At 70.7% G+C, this 23,587-nt stretch carries 22 protein-coding genes and 1 tRNA gene; 13 read left to right on the top strand and 10 right to left on the bottom strand.

Features of this window, described 5'->3' with window-relative positions; translation table 11 throughout:
- The first annotated feature begins 62 nt into the window (after nucleotides 1-62).
- The 8 genes from CIK71_RS03395 (at nucleotide 63) to CIK71_RS03355 (ending at nucleotide 7,662) form a co-directional block, all read left to right on the top strand.
- Nucleotides 63-377 (top strand): putative quinol monooxygenase, encoded by a 315-nt coding sequence (locus CIK71_RS03395; RefSeq protein WP_096163786.1) that lies wholly within the window; start codon nucleotides 63-65, stop codon nucleotides 375-377.
- Nucleotides 378-604: 227 nt separating this feature from the next.
- Nucleotides 605-1,537 (top strand): hypothetical protein, encoded by a 933-nt coding sequence (locus tag CIK71_RS03390; RefSeq protein WP_096163785.1) that lies wholly within the window; start codon nucleotides 605-607, stop codon nucleotides 1,535-1,537.
- The gene (locus tag CIK71_RS03385; protein ID WP_096163784.1) at nucleotides 1,534-1,881 is read left to right on the top strand and encodes a GntR family transcriptional regulator; all 348 of its coding nucleotides are present in this window, start codon (nucleotides 1,534-1,536) and stop codon (nucleotides 1,879-1,881) included. The genes CIK71_RS03390 and CIK71_RS03385 overlap by 4 nt, the downstream gene beginning before the upstream one ends.
- Nucleotides 1,882-2,003: 122 nt before the next feature.
- Nucleotides 2,004-2,819, top strand: a complete 816-nt coding sequence (locus CIK71_RS03380) for a DUF1684 domain-containing protein (RefSeq protein ID WP_096163783.1) — start codon at nucleotides 2,004-2,006, stop codon at nucleotides 2,817-2,819.
- Between the two features lie 27 nt (nucleotides 2,820-2,846).
- On the top strand, nucleotides 2,847-3,674 hold the full coding sequence (locus tag CIK71_RS03370; RefSeq protein ID WP_245857275.1) for a TVP38/TMEM64 family protein: 828 nt from the start codon (nucleotides 2,847-2,849) through the stop codon (nucleotides 3,672-3,674).
- Nucleotides 3,675-3,902: 228 nt separating this feature from the next.
- The gene (locus CIK71_RS03365; protein ID WP_096163781.1) at nucleotides 3,903-6,095 is read left to right on the top strand and encodes a PTS sugar transporter subunit IIA; all 2,193 of its coding nucleotides are present in this window, start codon (nucleotides 3,903-3,905) and stop codon (nucleotides 6,093-6,095) included.
- 4 nt (nucleotides 6,096-6,099) lie between these two features.
- On the top strand, nucleotides 6,100-7,245 hold the full coding sequence (locus CIK71_RS03360; RefSeq protein WP_096163780.1) for a mannitol-1-phosphate 5-dehydrogenase: 1,146 nt from the start codon (nucleotides 6,100-6,102) through the stop codon (nucleotides 7,243-7,245).
- A gap of 144 nt (nucleotides 7,246-7,389) precedes the next feature.
- On the top strand, nucleotides 7,390-7,662 hold the full coding sequence (locus CIK71_RS03355; protein WP_096163779.1) for an HPr family phosphocarrier protein: 273 nt from the start codon (nucleotides 7,390-7,392) through the stop codon (nucleotides 7,660-7,662).
- A gap of 137 nt (nucleotides 7,663-7,799) precedes the next feature.
- Here CIK71_RS03355 and ptsP read toward each other — a convergent pair whose 3' ends face one another.
- Nucleotides 7,800-9,518 (bottom strand): phosphoenolpyruvate--protein phosphotransferase, encoded by a 1,719-nt coding sequence (gene ptsP / locus CIK71_RS03350; RefSeq protein ID WP_096163778.1) that lies wholly within the window; start codon nucleotides 9,516-9,518, stop codon nucleotides 7,800-7,802.
- Between the two features lie 175 nt (nucleotides 9,519-9,693).
- Between ptsP and CIK71_RS03345 the strand changes: the two genes are divergently transcribed.
- On the top strand, nucleotides 9,694-10,626 hold the full coding sequence (locus CIK71_RS03345) for an SDR family NAD(P)-dependent oxidoreductase (RefSeq protein ID WP_217990141.1): 933 nt from the start codon (nucleotides 9,694-9,696) through the stop codon (nucleotides 10,624-10,626).
- Here the strand turns inward: CIK71_RS03345 and CIK71_RS03340 are convergent.
- The 6 genes from CIK71_RS03340 to CIK71_RS03315 all read right to left on the bottom strand — a co-directional run bounded on the left by CIK71_RS03340 (nucleotide 10,623) and on the right by CIK71_RS03315 (nucleotide 14,997).
- Complete coding sequence (locus CIK71_RS03340) at nucleotides 10,623-11,621, bottom strand: proline racemase family protein (protein ID WP_096163777.1); 999 nt, start codon at nucleotides 11,619-11,621, stop codon at nucleotides 10,623-10,625. The genes CIK71_RS03345 and CIK71_RS03340 overlap by 4 nt on opposite strands.
- Before the next feature lie 59 nt (nucleotides 11,622-11,680).
- A complete protein-coding gene (locus CIK71_RS03335) occupies nucleotides 11,681-12,694 on the bottom strand; it encodes an Ldh family oxidoreductase (protein WP_176485521.1) in 1,014 nt (337 codons plus the stop codon).
- 148 nt (nucleotides 12,695-12,842) lie between these two features.
- Nucleotides 12,843-12,930: transfer RNA gene (locus CIK71_RS03330), tRNA-Ser, on the bottom strand.
- A 45-nt stretch (nucleotides 12,931-12,975) separates the two neighbouring features.
- Nucleotides 12,976-13,692 (bottom strand): hypothetical protein, encoded by a 717-nt coding sequence (locus CIK71_RS03325; RefSeq protein WP_096163775.1) that lies wholly within the window; start codon nucleotides 13,690-13,692, stop codon nucleotides 12,976-12,978.
- Nucleotides 13,693-13,705: 13 nt separating this feature from the next.
- Entirely contained in the window at nucleotides 13,706-14,587 is an 882-nt protein-coding gene (locus CIK71_RS03320; RefSeq protein ID WP_096163774.1) for an ABC transporter ATP-binding protein, read from the bottom strand.
- Entirely contained in the window at nucleotides 14,584-14,997 is a 414-nt protein-coding gene (locus CIK71_RS03315; protein ID WP_377805363.1) for a GntR family transcriptional regulator, read from the bottom strand. The genes CIK71_RS03320 and CIK71_RS03315 overlap by 4 nt, the downstream gene beginning before the upstream one ends.
- A 156-nt stretch (nucleotides 14,998-15,153) precedes the next feature.
- Between CIK71_RS03315 and CIK71_RS03310 the strand changes: the two genes are divergently transcribed.
- Entirely contained in the window at nucleotides 15,154-16,131 is a 978-nt protein-coding gene (locus CIK71_RS03310) for an MDR family oxidoreductase (protein WP_096163772.1), read from the top strand.
- A gap of 2 nt (nucleotides 16,132-16,133) precedes the next feature.
- Nucleotides 16,134-17,081 (top strand): NAD(P)H-quinone oxidoreductase, encoded by a 948-nt coding sequence (locus CIK71_RS03305; RefSeq protein WP_176485520.1) that lies wholly within the window; start codon nucleotides 16,134-16,136, stop codon nucleotides 17,079-17,081.
- A gap of 21 nt (nucleotides 17,082-17,102) precedes the next feature.
- On the opposite strand, the gene CIK71_RS03300 is transcribed toward CIK71_RS03305, so the two are convergent.
- Together CIK71_RS03300 and serS are read right to left on the bottom strand one after the other, a co-directional pair.
- A complete protein-coding gene (locus tag CIK71_RS03300; protein WP_096164202.1) occupies nucleotides 17,103-17,969 on the bottom strand; it encodes an HAD family hydrolase in 867 nt (288 codons plus the stop codon).
- A gap of 103 nt (nucleotides 17,970-18,072) precedes the next feature.
- A complete protein-coding gene (gene serS / locus CIK71_RS03295; protein ID WP_096163770.1) occupies nucleotides 18,073-19,335 on the bottom strand; it encodes a serine--tRNA ligase in 1,263 nt (420 codons plus the stop codon).
- A gap of 62 nt (nucleotides 19,336-19,397) precedes the next feature.
- Between serS and CIK71_RS03290 the strand changes: the two genes are divergently transcribed.
- Nucleotides 19,398-20,603, top strand: a complete 1,206-nt coding sequence (locus tag CIK71_RS03290) for a diacylglycerol/lipid kinase family protein (RefSeq protein ID WP_096163769.1) — start codon at nucleotides 19,398-19,400, stop codon at nucleotides 20,601-20,603.
- Here CIK71_RS03290 and pheA read toward each other — a convergent pair whose 3' ends face one another.
- Nucleotides 20,604-21,626 (bottom strand): prephenate dehydratase, encoded by a 1,023-nt coding sequence (gene pheA, locus CIK71_RS03285; protein ID WP_096163768.1) that lies wholly within the window; start codon nucleotides 21,624-21,626, stop codon nucleotides 20,604-20,606. It lies immediately after the preceding gene.
- A gap of 448 nt (nucleotides 21,627-22,074) precedes the next feature.
- Here pheA and CIK71_RS17435 point away from each other — a divergent pair.
- The coding region (locus tag CIK71_RS17435) for a hypothetical protein (RefSeq protein WP_217990140.1) at nucleotides 22,075-23,587 on the top strand (1,513 nt) is incomplete at its 3' end.

Below are 23,587 nucleotides of genomic sequence, written 5' to 3'. Positions count from 1 at the left end.
TCCCGCGGGACCAGGCAGGATGGGGGCTCCGCACACTCCCCCGATCTGCATCAGGAGCCCTCATGAGCGCTGTCGTCGTCACCGCCGTCTTCTATCCCAAGCCCGGCCGGAAGCAGGAGCTCGCCGACGCCATGCAGCGCGGCATCGCCGCCGTGCACACCGAGGAGGGCTGCGAGCTGTACTCGATCCACGACGCCGAGGACGGCACGATCACCATGATCGAGAAGTGGTCCTCCGTCGAGGCGCTGGACACCCACGGGGACAGCGATCAGGTGAACATCTTCCGTGCCGACATCGCCGACCTGGTCGAGAAGCCGGCCGTGGTCACCCGCATGACCCCGATCCCCGCCGGCACGGAGGCCCAGGGGCTGCTCTGAGCGGACGGCTCACCGCAGAGGCGGCCGACGGGGACCCTCCCGTCGGCCGCCTCCGTCGTCCTGGCGCCCCCGCCCAGTCCACTCGCCCCACCCGGTCGCGCGGCTCGGTCGCCCCACCCGGTCGCGCGACTCCGTCCGCGCTTCTCGCACGCACCCGCACCTCAAAGTGTACTCATCGCGTGATACGGTCCGTACCATTCAACTGATACGGATCGAGGTTCCTTCCGATGTGGCTCCTGCTCTTCCCCGTCGTCGCGGGCGTGCTCGGCGCGGCGCTGCTGCGACTCGTCCTGCGTGCGAAGCGTCCCCGCCTCGACCGCCCCGCCGCCCTCGTGACCGCTCTGGCGGCCGGCGCCTCCTCGCTGATCATGATCGTGTTCTCGACCTCCACGGTGATCCCGATGTACGTCGCCGACGTCCCGTCCTTCCCGTGGGAGACGTACGGCGCCGTGCGCTTCGTGCTCCCGCTGACCCTCGGGATCCTCACCGTGCTCCTGCTCGGACTGCCCGCTCGCAGCGGGCGCGCCGGCGGTGCCCAGCTGACGCGGCGCACCTGGACCTCGTTCCTGAGCCGGCCATGGGTGGCGATCCTGGGGATCGTCCTCGCGCTCGTCGTCATCCTCACCCTCTCCGCCGGTGTGGTCTCGCAGCCCGACGAGGACGGCCGCTTCACGCGCTACGTCATCGAGCTGGGCAACGGGGGCGCGGAGACCGACTTCTACGGATGGCACTACTCCATGGCCCCGATGATCGCCCTGGTCATCCTGGTCGTGGCCACGGTGAGGGCCTGGGCCGGCATCGCCCGACCTCCCCACCCCGAGGACGTCGAGCAGGACATCGCCCGGCGCCGTCTGCGGAGCACGAACGTCGCCCGCATCACGACCGGAGCGCTGCTGCTCCATCTCGCCGCGATCCTCCGCGACCTGGAGTCGACGTCCAGGCTGAGCCTCACCGTAGGTGCCGAATCGGGAGAGCACTTCTCCACGGGGTCGGCCTTCTCCGACCTGGCACCCTTCCTCGAGTACGGCGCCCCACTCGTCGCGGCGATCGGACTGGGACTCTGGGTCCACACCGCGCTGACCGCGCTCCCCGCCTCCGCGGGCTCTGCAAGCGCTGCAAGCCCTGCAGGCTCTGCAAGCTCCCGTCGCGAGACGGCATGATCATCGAGATCTCGCCGACCGGCGGGAACCCGTCCGAGCAGATCAGCGACCAGATCGCCGGGCTGATCACGACCGGCGCTCTCGCCCGCGGGGATCGCCTGCCCTCCGTCCGTCAGCTCGCGACGGACCTGCAGGTCGCCCCCGGCACCGTCGCGAAGGCCTATCGCTCCCTGGAGGCCGGCGGGCTGATCGTCTCCCGTGCCGGCTCCGGGTCCCGGGTGAGCGACCAGGCCTCGCCCGTCTCCCCCGACGTCGCCCATGCCGCCCGCCGCCTCGCCGCGAGCTCGCGCGAGGACGGCCTCGACCTGGGCGACGCGATCCGGGTGCTCCGCGCGGTGTGGTGAGCGCGGTGTAGTGAGCGCCGTGCGGTGAGTCCGCGCCTTTGTGTCCGCAGATCACGCGTGGCGTGCACGCGCCACCGGGCAGGGGCAGACTCGAGGCATCCGCACCGAGCGAGGAGTCGCCCATGAGCACCACCGCCCAGACCTCTGACAGCACCGCGAAGACCACCTGGGAGGGCTTCCGTCGCCGGCGGGACGAGTCCCTGGCCGCTCCCCACGGCATCCTCGCCCAGGTCGGCCTGCACTGGATCGACCCGACGGCCGGGCCGCAGCAGGTCGGCGATGTCCCCGGCTCCTGGGAGGTCGTCGACGACCGTCTCGTCGCGACGTTCCCCACCTCGGAGGTGAGCCTGCTCGCAGGATCCCCCGAGGTGGAGGCGCACGCGGACGGCGAGAGCACCACCGCGACCGTGCTCGCCGCGGGTGACGTGCGCCTGGCCGGCTTCGGGCAGGACGTGCAGATCGATGTGATCCGCCGTGGCGGACGGATCGGCCTGCGACTGCTGGATCCGGCCGCGCCGCGTCTCGCCGCCTTCGACGGCGTGCCGACGTTCGCCTACGACGCCGCCCAGGTGCTCACCGGCACGTGGCGGCGTGACCCCACCACCGTCACCGTCGGCACGGCGATGCCCTGGCTGGAGGCGAAGCTGCCCTCCCCCGGTGTGGCCGTGCTCGACGTGGCGGGCAGCGAGGTCGAGCTGGTGCTCACGGGCGAGGCGAGCATCCTGTTCACCGACGAGACCTCCGGCGCGGAGAGCGCCGACTGGCGACAGGTGCGGGCGGAGCTCGACGGTGATCAGGTGCGGGTGGACCTCAACTACGCGCTGAACTTCCCCTCCGCCTTCAGCGCCTGGGGCACCTGCCCGAAGCCGCCCGCAGGCAACCACCTGCCCCTCGCCGTGCGCGCGGGCGAGTCGCGCGTCGAGCAGACGGAGCGCTGAACGGCCGTCACCACCTAAGATCGCGGGATGCCCGAGCACCCTGTCGACGCCCCGGACCCGCGCTCGAGCACGCCGTCGAGCGACAGCACCAGCACCAACACCAGCACCAGCACCAGCACCAGCACCAGCACCAGCACCAGCACCAGCACCAGCACCAGCAGCGAGAACCGTACGCGCTCCACTCCCTGGGCCCGTCGCGGCGACGTGCCGTGGGGTTCAGTGCTGCGCAACGTCGCCCTCGTGCTCGCGGTGCTGGTCATGCTCTGGCTGGCGCTGAACGTGCGCCTGCCCTCCCTCGAGGAGCTGCGCGAGGACTTCGCCGAACTCGGTGCCTGGGGGCCGCTCGCCTTCATCGGCGCCTATGCGGTGGTCGCGCTCACGCCGATCCCGGTGACGATCATGGCCGTGGTGGCGGGCCTGCTGTTCGGTCTGCCCGGCGGCACGGTGCTGTCGATGATCGGAGTGGTGATCGGCTGCTGGGGCGGCTACTGGATCGCCCGCGGGCTCGGCCGCGAGACGGTGATGCGGGCACTAGGCTCCCACGCCGAGATGATCGAGGACCGCTTGGAGAACGGCGGCTTCTACGCCGTGTGCACGGTGCGGCTGATGCCCGGGATCCCCTATTGGCCGGTGAACTACGGCAGCGGAGCGCTCGGCGTCTCCAGCCGCGACTTCCTCATCGCGACCGCGCTCTCCGCCCTGCCCGGTCAGGTCTCCCTGATCGCCATCGGCGCGTTCCTCGGGAGCCCGACCGTCCTCAACGGTGCCGTGGTGGTGATCTCGTGGATCGCGGTGATCATCCTGACGGTCCTCTCCTACCGTCGCTGGCGGAGATCGCTTCCTTCCACCGAGTAACCTCGCCGCCACCGGTTCTGCGCCCTCACCTCGGAGAACTCCCGCACCGAGACTCGGGGCGGGCGGGCGATTCCGGGCCACCCGGACTACACTGCTGGCACGCCGACGGAGCATTCCTCTGATCCCTGACGGGGACCGCCCCGCCTGGCTGCGGCGCGCCGACCGGAGCGCTCCGCCGCCCGAACGGGACCCCGGCTGGCGGTCCCCAGTTGCCACCGAGGACGTGTCATGACTACAACGACCGAGGCCAAGAGCGGTTTCAGCCCGCGCGTGGCGTTGCAGAAGGTCGGCACCTCACTGTCGAACATGGTGATGCCGAACATCCCCGCCCTGATCGCCTGGGGAATCCTCACCGCCTTCTTCATCGAGGACGGCTGGACGCCGAACGCGCCGCTGGAGAGCGCCGTCGGCCCGATGATCCACTATCTGCTGCCACTGCTCATCGCGAACACCGGCGGCCGGATGATCTACGAGGCGCGCGGCGCCGTGGTGGGCGTCATCGCCACCATGGGCGTGATCGCGGGCTCGGACTGGCTGATCGCGCAGGACAATGCCGCTGCCCTCGAGAAGTGGCTCGCCGCGGGCAACGCCGAGAGCGCGTTCGAGGCACTGCCCGAGGTCCACATGTTCATCGGCGCGATGATCATGGCACCGCTCGCGGCCTGGATCATGAAGAAGCTGGACCAGCTGTGGCAGGACCACATCCCGGCCGGCTTCGAGATGCTCGTGAACATGTTCTCCGCGGGGATATTCGGCTTCATCGCCCTGGTGGCCGGATTCTTCGGCCTCGCCCCGCTCGTGAACGGCCTGATGACTCTGCTGGCGGAGGGCGTCGCCGCGCTGATCAACGCGCACCTGCTGCCGGTGGTGTCGATCCTCATCGAGCCGGCGAAGGTCTTCTTCCTCAACAACGCGATCAACCACGGTGTGCTGACCCCGCTGGGGATCTCCGATGCCGGCACCAATGGCAAGTCCGTGCTGTTCCTGCTCGAGTCGAACCCCGGCCCCGGCGTCGGCATCCTGCTCGCCTACACGTTCTTCGGCCGGGGCGCCGCACGCGCCTCCGCGCCGGGCGCCGCGATCATCCAGTTCTTCGGCGGCATCCACGAGATCTACTTCCCGTACGTGCTCATGAAGCCGATCCTCATCCTCGCGGCGATCGGTGGCGGCATGGCCGGCGTGGCGGTCAACGTCGCCTTCGGCACCGGCCTCATCTCCCCGGCCGCTCCGGGCTCGATCCTCGCGATCTTCGGCGTCGCCGCGCGCGACTCCTATCTGGGCATCGCCCTGGCCGTGCTCGCCGCCGCAGGGGTGAGCTTCCTGCTCTCCACCCTGTTCCTGAAGATCGGCAAGCAGGACGACGGCGACATCGCCTCGGCGACCGCCAAGATGGAGCAGATGAAGGGCAAGAAGTCCTCCGTCTCGGGTGCCCTGACCGGCGCTGGTGCCGGCGCAGCAGCGGCCGGAGCAGCCGGCGCCGCCGGTGCGGCCGACGGCTCCGACCATACGGGCCCGATCTCCAAGATCGTCTTCGCCTGCGATGCCGGCATGGGCTCCTCCGCGATGGGCGCGACGGTGCTGCGCAAGAAGGTGCGCGCCGCCGGCTTCGACGACGTCGAGGTCACCAACAAGGCGATCTCGAGCCTGAACGACGAGTGGGACGTGGTCGTCACCCAGAAGGAACTCACCGACCGGGCCCGTCAGCGCACGGGCTCCGCCATCCACGTGAGCGTGGACCAGTTCATGAACTCCCCGCGCTACGACGAGGTCGTGGAGCTCGTGGACGCGCGCAACAACCCCGACTCCGCCGACGACGCACCGACGGCCGACGCGGAGGCGGCTGACGCCGGTGCCGGTGCGCCCGCTGCAGCGGCCTCCGGAGCCCACGGCCGACGTGCCGCGGAGCGCCCGGCGGAGGACTCCGCTGCGGCGGCACCGGGCACGGCCACTCCGGCCGACGCCGGGGCCGAGCCCGACACGGGCGAGGGAACCGAGATCCTCTCCCCCGACAGCATCGTCCTGACCGGCACCGCCTCCGATTCCGCCACCGGCATCGACGAGGCCGGGGCACTGCTGGTCGCCGCCGGCGCGGTGGACCAGGGCTACGTGGACGCCATGCACGCGCGCGAGGCCACGGTCTCCACGTTCATGGGCAACGGCCTGGCCATCCCCCATGGCACCAACGACGCGAAGTCCACGATCAAGCGCTCGGCCATGTCGTTCGTGCGCTACCCCGAGGGCATCGAGTGGAACGGCAACTCCACGAAGTTCGTGATCGGCATCGCCGGGGTCGGCGACGAGCATCTCGTGCTGCTCCAGAAGGTCGCGATGACCTTCTCCGATCCCGCCCAGGTCGAGCGTCTCGAGCAGGCCACCAGCGCGCAGGAGATCCTGGCGATCTTCGGCGACGAGAAGGAGTGAGCGCATGAGCAAGGCAGTCCATTTCGGTGCAGGGAACATCGGCCGCGGTTTCGTCGGCCTGCTGCTGCACGAGGCCGGCTATGAGCTGGTGTTCGCGGACGTCGCCGACGCCCTGATCACGCAGCTGCAGGAGACGGACTCCTACGAGGTTCGCACCGTCGGCCAGAACGCGGCGACGACCGTCGTCGACGGCTTCAGCGCGATCAACTCGACGAACGAGCCCGAGGGCCTGACCGAGCAGATCGCCTCGGCGGACATCGTCACCACCGCCGTCGGCGCGCACATTCTGCGCTTCGTCGCGCCGAACATCGCCGCCGGGATCGCGGCCCGCCCCGCCGGGGCGCCCCGCCTCGCCGTGATGGCGTGCGAGAACGCGATCAACGCGACGGATCTTCTGGAGCAGGAGATCCGGGCGAACTATCAGGGCGAGGACCTCGACGAGAAGGCGCTGTTCTCGAACACCGCCGTCGACCGCATCGTGCCGGTCCAGGCCGAGGACGCCGGACTGGACGTCACGGTCGAGGACTTCTACGAGTGGGCCGTCGAGCGCGGCCCCTTCGGCGGCCAGGAGCCCGAGGTCCCGGGCATCACCTGGGTGGACGACCTGGGCCCGTACATCGAGCGCAAGCTGTTCACGGTGAACACGGGCCATGCGACCGCCGCCTGGCACGGCTGGGCGGCGGGCCACGCGAGGATCGCCGAGGCCATCGCGGACCGGGCCGTCGCCCAGCAGGTCGAGGCGGTGCTCGAGGAGACCTCGGCGCTGCTGGTGGCCAAGCACGGCTTCGCCGAGGACGACATGGCGAGCTATCGCACCAAGGTCCTGGGCCGCTTCGCGAACGAGGCGCTCCCCGATCCGGTCGAGCGGGTGGGGCGGGCGCCGCTGCGCAAGCTCTCCCGGCACGACCGCATCGTGGGCCCGTCCGCGGAGCTCGCCGAGCGCGGTCTGGGTTCGGAGGGCCTGCTGGCCTCCTTCTCGGCAGCGCTCGCCTTCACCCCCGAGAGCGACGACGAGGTGACACGGCTGCAGGAGATCCTGCGCACGCAGGACGCCGACGCCGCCGCCTCCGAGATCACCGGTCTCGACACCGACCATCCGCTCTTCCCCGCCGTGCGGGAGGCGATCGCCGCACGGCAGTCGGCCCTCTGAGGGCGAGCGAGCCTCCGTTCACCGGGCTCACTGGCCAGCCCGGTATATTCCACGATGACACCACGACCGTTGGTCCCCGACGCGGGCGACCGCGTCACCTCACCCGTCGCGCACCGCGCGGCGGCTCGTCGAAAGGCACACACCATGGCAGAGCGCACCGTCACGATCGCCAGCGCCTCCGGGCTCCACGCGCGCCCCGCGGGCATCTTCGCGCAGGCCGCCGGCGAGCAGCCCGCGACCGTCACCATCGAGAAGGCCGGCGGCAACGCCGTGCAGGCCTCCAGCATGCTCATGCTCATGACCCTGGGCGCCGGCCACGGCGACGAGGTCACGCTGCGCGCCGAGGGCGAGGGCGCCGAGGAGTCCGTCAACGCTCTGGCGGACCTCCTCGAGAAGGATCTCGACGCCGAGGAGTGACCGCTCGAGGTCGGCATCACGCCGGCCTCGCGAGAGCATCAGCACGAAACCCCCGATACGCACCGGAGACGGCGCATATCGGGGGTTTCGTCGAGCGGGGCTCAGCGCCTCACCCGCTCATCGGCCCGCGGGCTCGCTCACAGCCCCAGCTCGCCGAGGATCGGCAGCCCCGCGCGCACGAGGCTGTTGGCCTCCTCCGCGGTGCGAGCGGCGACGGCCTTCGCGGCCAGCTCCTTGGCCTGCTCGAGCGTGACCGTCGAGAGCACCTTGGCGACCGCGGGCAGGGAGCGCGGGGTCATCGACAGGCTGTTCACGCCGAGCCCGACGAGCACCACGGCGAGACCGGGATCCCCGGCCGCCTCGCCGCACACGCCGACGGGCTTGTTCGCGGTCTCCCCGAACGCTTCCGGATCGCCGCCGGCGACGCGGGCCCCGTCGCAGGTGGCTCCCACCAGGGCGAGCACGGCCGGCTGCCACGGGTTGTTGAGGTGGGCGAGGGAGCCCAGCTGACGGTCCGCGGCCATCGTGTACTGGGTGAGGTCGTTCGTGCCGATGGAGGCGAAGTCGCACGCGGCGAGCTGGCGGTCCGCGGTGATCGCGGCCGAGGGGGTCTCGACCATGATCCCGGCCGGCTCGAGGCCCCGCTCACGGCACAGGGCCACGAAGTCCTCGGTGTCGGTGACGGTGGAGATCATCGGCGCCATCACCCAGGGCTTCGCGTCGGACTGCGCCGCGGCGGCCGCGATCGCGTCGAGCTGGTTGGTGAGCACCGAGCGCTTCTCCCACGAGGTGCGGAAGGCGCGCACGCCGAGCGCCGGGTTCGGCTCGTCGGCGTCGGTGAGGAACGGCAGGGGCTTGTCGGCGCCGGCGTCGATCGTCCGCACGACGACCTTCTTCCCGGGCAGGTGCGCGAACGCCTCGACGTACGCGGCGGTCTGCTCCTCGACCGTCGGCTCGTCCTCACGGTCCAGGAACAGGAACTCGGTGCGGAACAGGCCCACGCCGTCGGCGTTCGCCTCCGCAGCCTTCTCGGCATCCGCCGCGCCGCCGATGTTGGCGAGCAGCTGCACCCGGGTGCCGTCCTCCAGGACGCCTCCCCCTCCGTCATAGGTGAGCGGGTTCTTCTGCAGCTCGGTCCACGCCTCGGCGAAGCGGTGATGCTCCTCGGTGACCTCATCGGTGATGGTGCCCAGGCCCGCGTCGACGAACACCTCGGTGCCGTCGGAGAACTCGTGGATGCTCTTGGCGGCGACGATCGCGGGCAGGCCCAGCTGGCGGGCGAGGATCGCGGTGTGCGACTGGGGGCCGCCGTCGGACGTCACCAGGGCGAGCACGCGCTCCGGGTCGAGGGTCGCGGTGTCGGCCGGGGCGAGATCGATCGCGGTGAGCACGAAGGGCTCCTCGACGTCGGGGATCCCGGGGGCCTGCTCGGAGCGGAGCTCGGCGACGATCCGCGAGCGCACGTCGCGCACGTCGGTGGCGCGCTCGGCCATGTAGCCGCCGAGGCCCTCGAGCATGGAGGCGACCTGATCGCCCGCCTCCCAGACGGCCCGTGCCGGGGACTTGCCGCCGGAGAGCACGAGGCCCTGCGCGGTCTGGGTGAGGGAGGGGTCCGCGGCCATCTGCGCGGTGGCCTCGAGGATCTTCTTCCCGTCGCCGCTGGCCCGCTCGGCCAGTCGGATCAGCGCGGCCTGCACGGCGGCGGCCGCGACGGGGATCCGCTCGGCCTCGGCCGCAGGGTCCGCGCCCTCGGGCAGGGTCTCCTTGGCGGCCGGCTCGGCCACCGGCGGCGCCATCGCGCGGATCGTGCCGACCACTCGGCCGGGGCTGACTGCAACACCTGTGTACTGGGCCATCGCTGCTTCTCCTTGCGGGATCCATGGGCGCGTCGCAGGGGGAGGCCGGCGCTCTGGCACCGTCACCTGACCGACCCGGTTCGACGACAGCTTCATCGTACGCGGCGCAGACCCGACTCCCTCCGGCGGCGAGGCCCTGCCCGCACCTCGCAGGTGCAGTCCCTACGATGACGCGATGAACGTCATGGCATGGGAGCACCTGAGCGAGCCCGATCTCACCGGTCGCACCGTCGTGATGACCGGTGCCAGCGACGGCCTGGGCCGCGAGGCGGCGCTCCAGCTGGCCCGCTGGGGCGCGGATCTGGTGCTGCCCGTGCGCACCCGGCTCAAGGGGGAAGCGGTCGCCGCACGGATCCGCCGCGAGACCGGCCGGCCGCACTCGGTGGAGCTGACGGCCCTGGACCTCGCAGACCTCTCCTCGGTGCGTGAGGGGGCCGCGCAGATCGTGCAGGCCGTCGGCGAGCGCGGCATCGATCTGCTGATCAGCGTGGCCGGGACGGTCTCCCGCCATCGGGAGGAGACCGCCGACGGCTTCGAACTGATGACCGGGGTGAACGCGCTGGCGCCGCTGCTCCTCACCGAGCTGCTGCTGCCGCACGTGCGCGAGCGGGTCGTGGTGGTCGCCTCGGGGGCGCACACCGTCGGACGGATCGACCTGGACGACCCCCACTTCCGGCGCGGCGGCTGGTCTCTGCGCGCCGGCTACGGCCGCTCCAAGCTCGTGACGATGCTGTGGGGCCTCGAGCTGGCCGAGCGCCTGCGCTCCGGCCGCACCGGGGTGGACCTGCAGCTCGTGCATCCGGGATGGGTGCTCACGAATCTGCAGAACGCGACCGGCTCCCCGCGTCTGGACCGTGTGGTCACCGAGGTGACCCGACCGATCGCGATGCCCGCGGAGCAGGGCGCCGCGTCGGTGCTGTTCGCGGCCACCCAGCCGCTGCCGCCCGGCTCCTACATCGGGCCGGACGGTCCCGGGGGTCTGCGCGGGAGGCCGACGTTCCTGCGCCGCTCCGCGGACGCGCTGGACCGGGACCTGGCGCGGGACGTCACGACCTGGGCCCGGGCGGAGATCGGCCGCTCAGAGGGTGCCTCTGAGCTGGACCTCTAGAGCGTGAAGCCCGCCGGGAAGGGGTCGGTCGGGTCGAGCAGCAGCTGCGCGGTGGCGATGATCCAGGCGCTGCCGGTGATGGTGGGGACCACGGCGTCGATCTCGCCGACCCGGGTGCGCTCGACGAGGCGTCCGGTGAAGGAGGTGCCGATGAACGACTCGTTGACGAAGTCGGTGTGCAGGTCGAGCTCCCCGCGAGCATGGAGCACGGCCATCAGCGCGCTGGTCCCGGTTCCGCCCGGTGAGCGGTCCAGCCATCCCGGATGGTTGATCAGCACGTGGCGGGTGCGCCGGGCATCGGAGCCCGGTGCGAGCAGGACCACGTGCTCGCAGCCGGAGAACCCGCTCTCCGGATGGGTGAGCGGGATCTGCTCGTCCACGGCGGCCATGATCGCCGTACCGGCCGCCACCAGGCGTTCCGCTGCCGCATGCTCGAAGGGGATGCCGAGGTCCTCGAGGTCCACGAATGCGTAGAAGTTCCCGCCGAACGCCAGGTCGCAGATGAGCGTGCCGTACCCGGGCACCTCGACGGTCGCGTCCAGCGCATGGACGTAGGAGGGGACGTTGCGGATCGTGGCGGAGGTGGCCTTGCCGTCGGCGACCTGCACATCGACGGTGATCAGGCCGATGGGCGCGTCGAGGCGCAGTGTCGTGACCGGTTCCGTCACCGGCACCATCCCGGTGTCGACCAGCACGGTGGCCACGCCGATCGTCCCTGCGCCGCACATCGGCAGCACGCCGGTGACCTCGATGAACAGCACACCGTAGTCGGCGTCCGGACGGGTCGGGGGCTGCAGGATCGCGCCGGACATCCAGCCGTTGCCGCGCGGCTCGCACATCAGCAGCGTGCGCAGGTCGTCGGAGTTCTCCAGGAACCAGCGGCGCCGCTCGTCCATGCTCTCCCCGGGGAAGGTGGGCACTCCCCCGGTGACGACGCGGACGGGCAGACCCTCGACATGGGCGTCGACGGTGTGGATGACTCGGGTGCTTCTCATGCGTTCTGTGCTCCTGGTGGTCGCGATGGACGATGGGCGCCGCCGGCCGCGCACCGGGCTCAGCCGGCGAGCAGCGCCTGGTAGAGGTCCTCGGGCAGATCGATCCGGGTGCGCGGGGGCTTGCGTCGGCCGAAGTCGACGCCGTGCTCGGCGGTCAGGCGCTGGAGGTGCTCCTCGACGCGCTCCTCGTACCGCGGGTCCACTGCGGTGGGATCGATCGCGGCGATGAACAGGCCCAGGTCGGGCGGTTCGGCTCCGGTGTCGAAGGGGGCGGCATCGAGGGAGAAGGAGCCGCCGGACATGGCCGCGAGCATCTCGATCATCATCGCGATGTTGGCCCCCTTGGCCCCGCCGAACGGCAGCAGCGCTCCGGCGAGCGCCGCCGTGGCGTCCGTGGTCGGTTCGCCGTCGGGGCCCAGCCCCCACCCGTCCGGGATCGGTTCCCCGCGCTGGGCGGCATCACGGACCTTCACCCAGGCTGCCGCGCTGCTGGCCTGGTCGAACACCCGCGGGCCGTGACGGTGGGGCAGGGCGAAGGCGAGCGGGTTCGTGCCGGCGACGGCCGCGCGGGCCTCGTGCACGGCCATCAGCGGCGAGGAGTTCCCGCACACCAGGGCGACCAGTCCCTCCCGGGCGAAGCGGGTGGCGTACAGGGCGAGTTCACCGGCCGGGTAGGAGTTGAAGGTGGTGAGCACGGCGATGCCGCAGTCCCGGGCCGCCTCGACCAGGGCGCCGGCCGCACGATCGACGGCGAGCTGCGCGGTGCCGTGGTCGGCATCGACCCTCACCACGGCGGCGCGGGGTCGGTCGATCCGCGGGGAGGCGTCGCCCTTCAGACGGCCCTCGCGGAGGGCAGCGAGGTAGTCGAGGAGGTGCGCGGCGCCGACGTCCCGCTTCCCGCGACGTTCTGCCGCGACCGTCGCCTCGGCGAGGCTCGTGGACATCTCGGGCGAGCCACCGGCCGCGAGCACCGCGTCACGGCAGAGCACCTGGAGCGCCTGCGGCGTGAGGCGACGGGAGCCGGAAAGATCAGTCGGGGCCGGCAGGGCAGGCGGGGCAGGCATGTCGGTCATGTCCTGCCAGGCTATCGGTCCCCCGACGCGGTGGGCCGAGCCGTCCGCGCGGCCCCACGCTGGATCACCCACCACAGCAGAGAGGACAATGGCCCGAACCCACACGACGTGGGGTCGGGCCATGCCGATGTCCAGCGACATCACAGGGCGGAGGGTGCGGGATTCGAACCCGCGGTACGGGGTGACCGCACAATGGTTTTCAAGACCATCTCATTCGGCCGCTCTGACAACCCTCCCGGTGCCCGGAGACACCTGAGGAGTCTACCGGGAGCCGGGCAGGCTCAGCGCACCTGCGTCCGTCGCACCAGCAGCACCCAGGTGCCCGCCGCAACCAGGCCTACCGCGGCGATCACGCCCATCCACGAGCCCCAGCTGAGCGTGAGCAGCTCCAGCAGTCGCCCGCCGAAGCCGTCCACCAGGACGATGCCGGCCACGATCGCCACTCCGAGGAGCCCCAGGAGGCTGCCGGAGATCCACAGGATCGGCTGGCCGAAGCGCAGGAAGGCGGAGGTGATAGCGGCACCGAGGAACAGTACGGCCACGATCAGCAGGAAGGTCTGGACGAAGGTCTGCCAGGAGGCACCGGTGCCGGTGTAGAACACGTCGAAGAAGCGGATCCCCAGGCCGAACCCACCGGTGGCGGCCTCGACCGTCTTGCCGAGGGTGACCAGCAGCGCGTAGGCCAGTGCGTTGCCCAGGAACAGCAGGCTCTGCCCGGCCGCGAATTCACGGCGGGTCACTCCCAGGCCCAGGGCGAGCGGGAAGTATTGCCCCATCGAGACGAAGCCGTAGCCGATCAGCGGGCCGAGCAGGGAGAAGATCGCTCCGCTCCAGGTCATGCCCTCATACATCTCCGCTCGGACCTCGGCCCCCTGGGTGCCGACGATCGCACCGATGGAGAGCACGATGACCAGTGCGATGACCATCACGAGGAGTGGCCAGCCGTAAGCCTGCATGCGGTTGACGAAGTGCATGTCTATGACGGTGCGGTATCGCATGTCGGGGTTCCTCTCAGCGGGCCGCCGCGGGCGCTGCGGCGGTCGTGCGATGGACGATGTAGTTCTGCAGGGACACCGGCGCCACGTCGAGCCCAGCGGCGCGAGCAGCTGCTGCGGTCGTCTCGCCGTCGGTGAGAATGGTGGCGGTGGCGAGAGCTCCGATGCGGGCTTCGTGCAGCACCTCGGACCTCGCCGTGAACTCCTCGACCTCGGCCAGGCGCCCGGAGACCTCGATCGCGGCGCCCTGCAGGGCATCGGCCTCCTCGTCGAGCATGACCCTGCCCTGGTCCAGCAGCACCACGTGCTCGAGGAGGTTGGAGACCTCATCGATGTGATGGGTGGACAGGACGATGGTGCGCGGATGCTCGGCGTAGTCGGCCAGGAGGCGATCGAAGAACAACCGGCGGGCTACGGCATCCAGGCCCAGGTACGGCTCGTCGAAGAACGTCAGCGGGGCCCGCGAGGCGAGGCCGATGATGATGCCGACGGCCGATAGCTGCCCTCGGGAGAGCTTGCGGATCGCCCGCTTCTCGGGGAGCCGGAAGTCAGCCACCAGATCAGCGGCCAGGCCCTGGTCCCATGCCGGATAGAGCTTCTGCGCGATCCGCAGCACGTCGCGGGGACGGAAGCCGTCGGGATACTTCTGGCTCTCCTGGATGAAGCAGGTCCGAGAGAGGACTCCGGCGTTCTCCACGGGGTCCTCCCCCAGCACCTGCATGCTCCCGGAGCTGGCGAAGATCTGAGCGGTCAGCAGTTTCATGAGCGTGGTCTTGCCGGCGCCGTTGCGTCCGAGCAGGCCGTGGACGCGGTTCTCCTCGAGGGAGATGCTGACCTCATCGATGGCGGCGACGTCGCGATAGTGCTTGCTGAGGTCCCGGGCTTCGATGGCGTTCATCGGGACGCCTCCTTCGTGATCATCTGGACGAGTTCGTGGGGCGGGATGTCCAGCCGAGCGGCTTCGCGCAGCAACGGGACGAGATAGGTCCGGGTGAAGGCCTCGCGTCGCCGTCTGCGGAGCAGCTCGACCGCGCCGGGGGCGACGAACATCCCGACACCGCGCCGCTTGACCAGCACGCCGGCGTCGACCAGACGGTTCAGGCCCTTGCCGGCGGTGGCGGGGTTGATGCGGAGGAAGGCGGCGAGCTCATTGGTCGACGGCACGGGCTCGTCCTCCACGTAGGTGGCATCGAGGATCCCCTCCTCGATCTGTTCCGCAACGGCGATGAACAGCGGCTTCGACTCGTCCAGCACACCGCCTCCAGGTCGGATCGTCGGGGCCGAGCCTCCAAAGGTTGCTCGGTTCATTACTCCACTAATGAACCATGGAACCGAGGAGCCGTCAACCCCTTCCCGGGCCCTGCTCCGATCCGGAGCATCCACCGCGCACGCCGGCGTCGACAGCGTCATGGCCCATGGCAACTAAGCTGACCGAACCCGCCCCCGAGGGAGAGGACATCCCGCATGCGCGCCATACTGATCGAGTCCGACGGCGCCGACGCCCGCCTCGTCGAGGACGCCGACGAATCCCTGCTCACCGGCGATGTCGAGCTGGACGTGCTGTGCTCGAGCTACAACTACAAGGACGGGATGGCGATCGCCGGCAAGGGCATCGCCCGCAGCTTCCCGCTGATCCCCGGCATCGACCTCGTGGGCCGGGTGACCGCCGCCGAGTCCGGGCCGTACTCCGCCGGCGACCTGGTGGTGCTCAACGGCGACGGCATCGGCGAGTCCCTCCACGGCGGTTTCGCGACCCGCGCCCGGGTGCGGCCCGACGCCCTGGTGCGGCTCCCGGCGGAGATCTCCCCCGAGCGCGCGGCCGCGATCGGCACCGCCGGGTTCACGGCGATGCTCGCCGTGCTGCGCCTCGAGGACGGCGGCGTCGAGCCCGGCAACGGGGACATCCTGGTCACAGGCGCTTCGGGCGGAGCCGGCTCGGTCGCCGTCGCACTGCTCGCGGGGCGCGGCCACCGGGTGGTCGCCTCGACCGGTCGGGTCGAGGCGAACACGGAGTACCTCCGTGCCCTCGGTGCGGCCGACGTCATCAACCGTCGCGAGCTCTCCGAGGAGCCCGGACGTCCGCTGCAGTCGAAGCGCTGGGCCGGCGTGATCGACGGCGTGGGCAGCACGACGCTCGCCAATGCACTCGCCCAGACCGCCTGGGGAGGGACGGTCGCCGCCTTCGGCCTCGCGCAGGGCCCGGACCTGCCGACCACCGTGCTCCCGTTCATCCTGCGCGGCGTGACGCTCGCCGGCGTCAACTCGGTCGACGCTCCCCTCACCCTGCGCGAACGGGCCTGGGACGCCCTGGCCCGGGAGCTCGACCTCGACCAGCTGGATGCGATGACGACCAGCATCGGGCTGTCCGAGGCCGTCCCCTATGCCGAGCGGATCCTCGCCGGCGAGGTCCGCGGCCGCACGGTCGTGGAGGTGACCCAGTGACCATGCGCGCGATCGCCATCACCGAGGACCACCAGCTCGAGCTCGTCGAGCTCCCCGAGCCCGTCCCCGCACCCGGCGAGGTGCTCGTGGACGTGGTCGCCGCGGGCGTGAACCGGGCCGACGTCGCCCAGACGGCCGGCAAGTACCCGCCGCCGCCGAACACCTCCGAGCTTCCCGGCCTGGAGGTCTCCGGCCACCGCCGGGACACCGGGGAGCCGGTCCTCGCGCTGCTCGCCGGTGGCGGCTACGCCGAGGTCGTCGCGGTCCCCGAGGGACAGCTGCTCCCGGTGCCGGAGGGCCTGGACCTGGTCGACGCGGCCGGCGTGATCGAGGTGTGCGCGACCGTGGTCTCCAACCTCGTGCTCGAGGGCGCTCTCGCGGAGGGCGAGACCGTGCTGATCCATGGCGGCACGGGCGGCATCGGCACCGTCGCGATCCAGCTGGCGCGGCACCTCGGCGCACGGGTGCTCACCACCGTCGGCTCCGACGACGGGGTCCACCAGGTGCGTGACCTCGGGGCGGACATGGCCTGGAACCGTCGCACCACCGACCTCCTGGAGGCGGTGCGCGAGACCGGCGGCGCCGACGTCATCCTCGACATCGTGGGCGGCCCGGCCCTCACGGACAACGTGGGGATGCTGCGGGAGCACGGCCGTCTGGTCATCATCGGCACCCTCGGCGGTGCGCACGGCGAGCTGCCGATCGGGATGCTCATGGGCAAGCGGGCTCGGGTCATCGGCACCACGCTGCGCTCCCGGCGCACCGAGGAGAAGCGCGAGATCCTCGAGGCCACCGAGGCCCTGGCCTGGCCGTTGCTGACGGACGGCTCCCTGACGGTCCCGGTCCATGCGCGCTTCCCCCTCGAGCAGGCCGCCACGGCCCACGAGGTGCTCACGACGGGAGGGCACCTGGGCAAGGTGATCCTGGAGGTCGCGCCGCGGACGAGCTGAACAGGTCCCGACGAAGCCGGCTCAGCGCAGCAGCGTCTGCAGCACGAGCACGGTGCCGTCCTCGTAGACGGAGTCGGTGACGATGTCCGCGACATCCTTCACGCCCTGCGGCGCCTGGCCCATCGCGACCCCGACGCCGGCCCACTGCAGCATCTCGGTGTCGTTGAAGCCGTCGCCGACGGCGACGGTGTGCTCCAGCTGCACCCCGAGGCTCTCGCGCACGGTCTCCAGCGCGGTGGCCTTGGAGACGCCGGGGGCGGCCATGTCGAGCCAGGCCGTCCACCCGATCGAGTACTCCACGCCGTGCACGCCGGATTCCGCGATGACCCGGCTGAACTCCTGCGGGGTCAGATCGGGGACGTGCACCACCACGCGCACGGCCTCGAGCTCGAGGAGGTCGTCCAGCGGTCGCTCCTGCGCCTGCACACCGAAGCTCGAGTCCTGGAACCCGGTGGTGGCGTGGAAGGACCCGTCGGCCTTCTCGACCGCGTAGTGCGCGTCGGGCGCCACGTCGCGCAGGGTGCGCAGGGCGTGGCCCGGCTGGAAGACGCGGGTGTCGATGATGCGGTAGCCGCCGTCGGCCTCCGGATCCAGCTCGAGGGTGACCGCGCCGTTGGAGCAGACGGCGTACCCGCTGGTGATGCCTGCGGCCTGGACGATCGGCAGCGTCGCCCCGAGGGAGCGACCGGTCGAGATGACGACGACGTGCTCGTTCGCGGCCTTCTGCAGCACGCGGCGCATCGGCGGGGACATCACACCGTCGTGGTCGACCAGCGTGCCGTCGACGTCGAGCCCGATCAGCAGACGATTCCCGGGCAGGGAGACGAGGTGCTCCTCGAGCCGAGTGCGGGTCGCATCGCGATCGGTGAGCTCAGCGGTGGGGTTCATGCCGCCGAGTCTGTCACCGGCATCTGACACCCGGGTGAACCGGCGGTGACGCAGGCGGTCGCGCAGACGGCGCAGGACGCTGGTTCCGGGGAGGTGGGTCACGTCAGGACACGACCTCGAAGACCTCGCGGCCGCCGAGGTACGGGCGGAGCCCCTCGGGGACCACGACGGAGCCGTCGGCCTGCTGGTGGTTCTCGAGGATCGCGGCGATGAACCGGGTGGTGCCGAGGGTGCCGTTGAGGGTGGCGACCGGGCGCAGCCCGTCGTCCGTGCGCTCGCGGATGTTCAGCCGACGCGCCTGGAACTGGGTGGTGTTCGACGTGGAGGTGAGCTCGCGGTAGGTGTTCTGGCTGGGCATCCACGCCTCGCAGTCGTACTTGCGGGCGGCGGAGGTGCCGAGGTCGCCGGCAGCGGTGTCGATGATCCGGTAGGGCACATCGATGCGGGCCATCATCTGGCGCTCGAGATCAAGCAGGCGCTCGTGCTCCTCGTAGGAGTCCTCGATGCGGCAGTAGCTGAACATCTCGACCTTGTGGAACTGGTGCACCCGGATGATGCCGCGGGTGTCCTTGCCGTAGCTGCCGGCCTCGCGGCGGTAGCAGGCGCTCCAGCCGGCGTAGCGGATCGGACCGTCGGCGAGATCGAGGATCTCGTTCTTGTGGTAGCTGGCCAGGGCGACCTCGCTGGTGCCGACGAGGTACAGGTCGTCGTCCTTGTCCAGGTGGTAGACCTCGTCCGCGTGCTCGCCGAGGAAGCCGGTGCCCTCCATCGACTCCGGCAGCACCAGGGTCGGGGTGATCATCGGGGTGAAGCCGGCCTGAGTGGCCTGGTCGATCGCGGAGTTGAGGATCGCGAGCTCGAGCTGGGCGCCGACGCCGGTGAGGAAGTAGAAACGGGCGCCGGAGACCTTCGCGCCGCGGGCCATGTCGATCGCGCGGAGCCCCTCGGCGATCTCGAGGTGGTCCTTGACGTCGAAGTCGAAGCTCGGGTTCTCGCCGACGGTCTCGCGCAGCGCGAAGTCGTCCTCGAGGCCCTCGGGGGCGCCCTCGGAGAGGTTCGGGATGGCGCGCAGCGCCGCGTCGCGGGCCGCGATGGCCGCTCCGGCTTCCGCCTCGAGACGCTTGACGTCGGCGGAGAGCTGCTTGACCTCAGCCAGCAGCGCCTGCTTCTCCTCGCCCTTCGCCTGCGCGACCTTCTTGCCGAAGGCCTTCTGCTCGGCGCGCGCGGATTCGAAGGATCCCGTCGCCTCGCGCCAGTGGGAGTCGGCCGCGAGCACGGCGTCGACGATGGCGGGGTCTCGTCGGCGCGCCTTCTGGGCGTCGCGGACGGCATCGGGATTCTCGCGCAGGAGCCGCAGATCGATCATTGCACCAGGGTACCTGCGCCGCGGCGGTCACCGGAGGGCGGCAGGCTCAGTAGTGTGACCTCATGGATCACACACTGCTCGCACTCAGCATCGCCTCGGTCGTGATCATGGTCGTGGCCGTCGTGCTGCTCGTGGTGGTGCTGCGTCACCTGACCCGGCATCGTCGCGAGATCTCCGCCCTGCGGGAGACTGCTGAGCGGTACGAACGCGAACTGGCGCCGCAGCGCTCCGCGGGCGACGGCTCCGACGACGCGGCGGGCGGCGACGCCGCCGACGCCGGCGCCGGGATCGAGCCCGCGGTGCGGAAGGTCGGTGTCGTCCTGAACCCCACGAAGTTCGACGACACCGAACTCTTCCGCCGCCGCGTGCGCGAGGTGGTCGGGGGCCTCGAGGGGGCCGAGGTCCGCTTCTACGAGACCTCGGTCGATGATCCGGGCCGTGGCCAGGCGCGGCTGGCGCTCCAGGACGGTGCCGATCTGGTGATCGCGGCCGGCGGCGACGGCACGGTGCGCCTGGTGGCGTCCGTGCTCGCGGGCAGCGAGGCGCTGATGGGCATCATCCCCTCGGGGACCGGCAACCTGCTGGCGCGCAACCTGGACATTCCTCTCGAGGATCCGGCGGGCGCGATCACCGCCGCGATGGCCGGCCAGGACAAGCGGATCGACGTGGGATGGCTGCGCACGGGCGGATCCGTCTCCGAGGCAGCCTCCTCCGCCGAGCAGATCTTCCTGGTGATCGCTGGCTTCGGGGCCGACGCCGAGATGATCGGCCATACCGATCCGACCTTGAAGCGGCGCCTGGGCTGGGTCGCCTACGTGGTCGGCGGCGTGCGCACGATCCTGGGACGCTCGGTCGACGTGGTGCTCGATCTGCCCGACGGCACGCGGCACGCTCACAAGGCCCGCACGGTGCTGCTGGGGAACGTGGGTCGGCTGCCCGGCGGCTTCGTGCTGATGCCGGGGGCGACGGCGGACAACGGTCGCCTCGAGATCGTGGTGGCGGGCTGGCGGGGCGCTGCCGGCTTCAGCCAGGTGCTCACGGAGGTCGTCACGCCGAAGCTGGTCCCCCGCGGCCGGTTCGCCCAGGCCACGAAGCTGTCGACCATGGAGCGCTACCAGGCCAGCGAGGTGCGGGTCGCGACGACGAAGGCGCAGCCCGTGCAGCTGGACGGCGATACCGATGCGGAGGCGACCCATCTGATCGCGCGCATCGATCCGGGAGCCCTCCGGCTGCGGGCCCCGGCGGGGACGGATCCGTCCCAGCCCTGATCAGGCGTCGGGTTCCGGCCGGGCATCGACCGCCGTGGGACTGCCGGCCCCCGCGCCTTCGACCTCGGAAGCCGGTGTCACCATCGCCGTGAGCTTCTCGATCCAGGCGTGCGCCTGGTCGTAGGTGGCGTCGGCGAACTCCTCGCGAGGCTCCGGGGCCTGCCCGTCGATCCGCGGATACGACCCGAGGAAGTGCACGACGGGGCAGATCCGGTGCAGCGCACGGAGGGACGCGGCGACCCGACGGTCCTCGATGTGGCCCTCGGCGTCGATCGAGAAGGAGTATCGGCCCAGGAAATCGCCGATGGGGCGGGATTCGATCCGGGAGAGGTTCACGCCGTTGCTGCTGAACATCTCGAGGGTCTCGAGCAGGGCACCGGAGCGGTTGTGCGGCAGCTGCACCACCAGGGTGGTCTTGTCGGCACCGGTGCGCGCAGGGATGCGGCCCTCGCGGGTGACGAGCACGAATCGGGTCTGTGCGCCGGAGTTGTCCTCGATCTGCTCGGCGAGCACGGTGAGCCCGAAGTGCGCGGCGGCCAGCGGGGAGCAGACGGCGGCGCGGCCGTGGGCCTCCTCCGAGCTCATCGACGCGAGGTCGCGAGCGGCTGCTGCGGTGGATGACGCGGTGGCGACGTTCGCTCCGGGCACGTTCTCGCGCAGCCAGCCCTGCACCTGGGCCTGCGCGTGCGGGTGGGAGGAGACGACCCGGAGGTCTTCGAGCGCGGTTTCCGCACGGGCAGCGAGCACGAAGGTGACCTGCACGATCTGCTCGGCGACGATCGTGATGGAGTCCGTGGCGGCCAGGACGTCGAGGGTGCCGGAGACCCCGCCCTCGACGGAGTTCTCGATCGGCGCGATGAGCGCGTCGATCTCGCCGGCGAGCAGGTCGGTGGTGGCGGTCGCGACGGCCGCGAACGGCACCTGCTCCACCGTGTCCGTGAACTCCCGGGGCATGACCTCGAGGGCCTGCAGGAGTGCCTGGTGGGTGAAGGTGGTCTCGGGGCCGAGGAATCCATACCGCATGGGATCCAACAGTACTGGCCCGGACGCTGTCCCCGACCGAACCCGATCCGGTCGAGACGAGGTCGACGTGCTTCTGCCTCAGAAAGCCGGCACGCTCCTGGTTCAGAACGGCGGGTCGGCGTCGTAGCGGGTGCCACGGGGGCGTGCCCCAGACCGGTTCGACGCAATAGCCGATGTCGAGAGCGGGATCGTACGGGCCCGCTTCTCGCTCGAAGCGCTCAAACTCGCCCATCCGCTCGAGGGCATCGAGTTCGAGGGTCCATTCGTATTGCGCCCAGGAGTCCGCGAGCGCTGCGGCGATGATGGGAGTGACGAGATCCGTGCGGGGAGCGATGGTGACTTCGGCGCGCGTGGGTGTGCCCACCGTCCAGGTGGTGGAGCCGTCCGGGTTGCGCACGGGATCGGTGCGCCCCTTGGTCTTGGCATCGTGGTGCGCCCAGTGCAATCGATGAAGGTTCTCGATGCTGGTGGGCCCGCCCCGTTGTGGGTCGGAGTGGTCGAACTCCTCGATGTGGTCGTTCTCCGCATCGGAGCTGGTGGTCCGGGTGCATCCGGGCGCTGCGCAGACGGGATCTCGGAGACGGAGGTGCTCGACCATCGCCGCGGTGGGACGGTACTGGTCCGCCGGGAGGGGCAGGAACTCCCCCGTCGTCGGATCGGTGAGCACCCGGTGCCAGACCTCCTCGCCGGCGGCGAGCCGTCGGGCCATGTCCGCGGGCAGCGGGATCACACCGTCGTAGGTCGCCGGCGCGTCGTCCAGGCCCATCAGGGTCAGCACCGGCACGACCACGTTGATGCGATGGCGTTCACGGGGCACCTCGACGCCCGCCGTGTCGAGCATGGTGCGGGTGATCAGTGCATACCTGATCGCTGCGAGCGACATCGCAGACCCCGCAGCGGCCGTGTCGCCGTCGAGGTCGAAGGGGACCGGGCTGCCGTCCTCGAGCGCGTGACGCTGCTGCGCCTGGACCGCCCGCGCACTGGTGTCGAGGCGGCGGGCAAGACCCAGGATCTCGTGGAGCGGTCCGGTGATGCGCAGGCAGGCGGTGCCGTCGTCCTGTGGGGAGCGCTCGAGAGCGACGTCGCGCATATCTTCCGGACGAGGGCGTGCCCCGTCAGCATCGAACCATGCGACGAGAAGCCGAAGGCTCTCCAGGAATCGTGGTGCAGGAATGGAGGCCAGATCCCACGCGGATACTCGCTCGTCCACTTCTCCGCGTTGAAATGCCGTCAGCTCGCGCACGGATCTCAGGAGTCTGTCGAACCATTCCGCGGGCATATCTCCCGCCGCCAGGCGACCGAAGACCAACGGCATCTCGTCCACCGCGATATGAGCGTCACGCAGCAGCGTCGCCGCTCGCGAGGTGGTGGTGCGCAGAGCGATGGCGATCGCGAGATCCGCTTCTTCGCGGTCGTCGACGAGGTCGGGATCACCCCTGTCCACCCAGAAGTCCGCAACTGTCCGCAGCAGATGAGCGCGTGCTCTCGAGGCCTCGCGCTGCATCCCCATCAGGCGGGTCGCCGCTGCCGCGTCGGCCGATCCGGACTTGAGCCCGCCTCGCTTGAGCAGGGACTTCTCGGTAAGAGGCGTCCTGGCCTGCACGCGCGGTCGGGGCGGCTCCACCCCGTCGGCACGCTGGACCCCCTGGCGTGTGCGGGACGTCCGGGACGTCCGGACGGACGGCGGCATGGACTCGCCCGGCTCATGCTCCAGCAGCGTCATGACACTCACCCCTCCCCCGAGACGGTCGAACCGGTGGTCGCTCGTTCCGCCGCACCCACGACGCGACGCCGAGAACCTCCACACCCTTTTTGCTATGCGTCCATTTTATGGTTTCGAGTGGTTACTCGCAAGCAATTTATCGATGTCGTAGAGATTGTGGATAACGTGGGCTGGGGAGGAAAGGTGACCCCCATGAAGCGCTTCAACGGCGCAGATGACGGCGATGTCAAGGCGTCGA

It is taken from the genome of Brachybacterium alimentarium (assembly GCF_002332425.1).
Lineage (GTDB): Bacteria > Actinomycetota > Actinomycetes > Actinomycetales > Dermabacteraceae > Brachybacterium > Brachybacterium alimentarium.
This window is presented reverse-complemented; position numbering and strand designations above follow the sequence as displayed.

Excerpts from the sequence above, each read along its gene's own strand:
- CIK71_RS03395 (WP_096163786.1), top strand. The coding sequence starts at position 63 with ATGAGCGCTGTCGTCGTCACCGCCGTCTTCTATCCCAAGCCCGGCCGG.
- CIK71_RS03390 (WP_096163785.1), top strand. The coding sequence starts at position 605 with ATGTGGCTCCTGCTCTTCCCCGTCGTCGCGGGCGTGCTCGGCGCGGCG.
- CIK71_RS03385 (WP_096163784.1), top strand. The coding sequence starts at position 1,534 with ATGATCATCGAGATCTCGCCGACCGGCGGGAACCCGTCCGAGCAGATC.
- CIK71_RS03380 (WP_096163783.1), top strand. The coding sequence starts at position 2,004 with ATGAGCACCACCGCCCAGACCTCTGACAGCACCGCGAAGACCACCTGG.
- CIK71_RS03370 (WP_245857275.1), top strand. The coding sequence starts at position 2,847 with ATGCCCGAGCACCCTGTCGACGCCCCGGACCCGCGCTCGAGCACGCCG.
- CIK71_RS03365 (WP_096163781.1), top strand. The coding sequence starts at position 3,903 with ATGACTACAACGACCGAGGCCAAGAGCGGTTTCAGCCCGCGCGTGGCG.
- CIK71_RS03360 (WP_096163780.1), top strand. The coding sequence starts at position 6,100 with ATGAGCAAGGCAGTCCATTTCGGTGCAGGGAACATCGGCCGCGGTTTC.
- CIK71_RS03355 (WP_096163779.1), top strand. The coding sequence starts at position 7,390 with ATGGCAGAGCGCACCGTCACGATCGCCAGCGCCTCCGGGCTCCACGCG.
- ptsP (WP_096163778.1), bottom strand. The coding sequence starts at position 9,518 with ATGGCCCAGTACACAGGTGTTGCAGTCAGCCCCGGCCGAGTGGTCGGC.
- CIK71_RS03345 (WP_217990141.1), top strand. The coding sequence starts at position 9,694 with ATGAACGTCATGGCATGGGAGCACCTGAGCGAGCCCGATCTCACCGGT.
- CIK71_RS03340 (WP_096163777.1), bottom strand. The coding sequence starts at position 11,621 with ATGAGAAGCACCCGAGTCATCCACACCGTCGACGCCCATGTCGAGGGT.
- CIK71_RS03335 (WP_176485521.1), bottom strand. The coding sequence starts at position 12,694 with ATGACCGACATGCCTGCCCCGCCTGCCCTGCCGGCCCCGACTGATCTT.
- CIK71_RS03325 (WP_096163775.1), bottom strand. The coding sequence starts at position 13,692 with ATGCGATACCGCACCGTCATAGACATGCACTTCGTCAACCGCATGCAG.
- CIK71_RS03320 (WP_096163774.1), bottom strand. The coding sequence starts at position 14,587 with ATGAACGCCATCGAAGCCCGGGACCTCAGCAAGCACTATCGCGACGTC.
- CIK71_RS03315 (WP_377805363.1), bottom strand. The coding sequence starts at position 14,997 with ATGAACCGAGCAACCTTTGGAGGCTCGGCCCCGACGATCCGACCTGGA.
- CIK71_RS03310 (WP_096163772.1), top strand. The coding sequence starts at position 15,154 with ATGCGCGCCATACTGATCGAGTCCGACGGCGCCGACGCCCGCCTCGTC.
- CIK71_RS03305 (WP_176485520.1), top strand. The coding sequence starts at position 16,134 with ATGCGCGCGATCGCCATCACCGAGGACCACCAGCTCGAGCTCGTCGAG.
- CIK71_RS03300 (WP_096164202.1), bottom strand. The coding sequence starts at position 17,969 with ATGAACCCCACCGCTGAGCTCACCGATCGCGATGCGACCCGCACTCGG.
- serS (WP_096163770.1), bottom strand. The coding sequence starts at position 19,335 with ATGATCGATCTGCGGCTCCTGCGCGAGAATCCCGATGCCGTCCGCGAC.
- CIK71_RS03290 (WP_096163769.1), top strand. The coding sequence starts at position 19,398 with ATGGATCACACACTGCTCGCACTCAGCATCGCCTCGGTCGTGATCATG.
- pheA (WP_096163768.1), bottom strand. The coding sequence starts at position 21,626 with ATGCGGTATGGATTCCTCGGCCCCGAGACCACCTTCACCCACCAGGCA.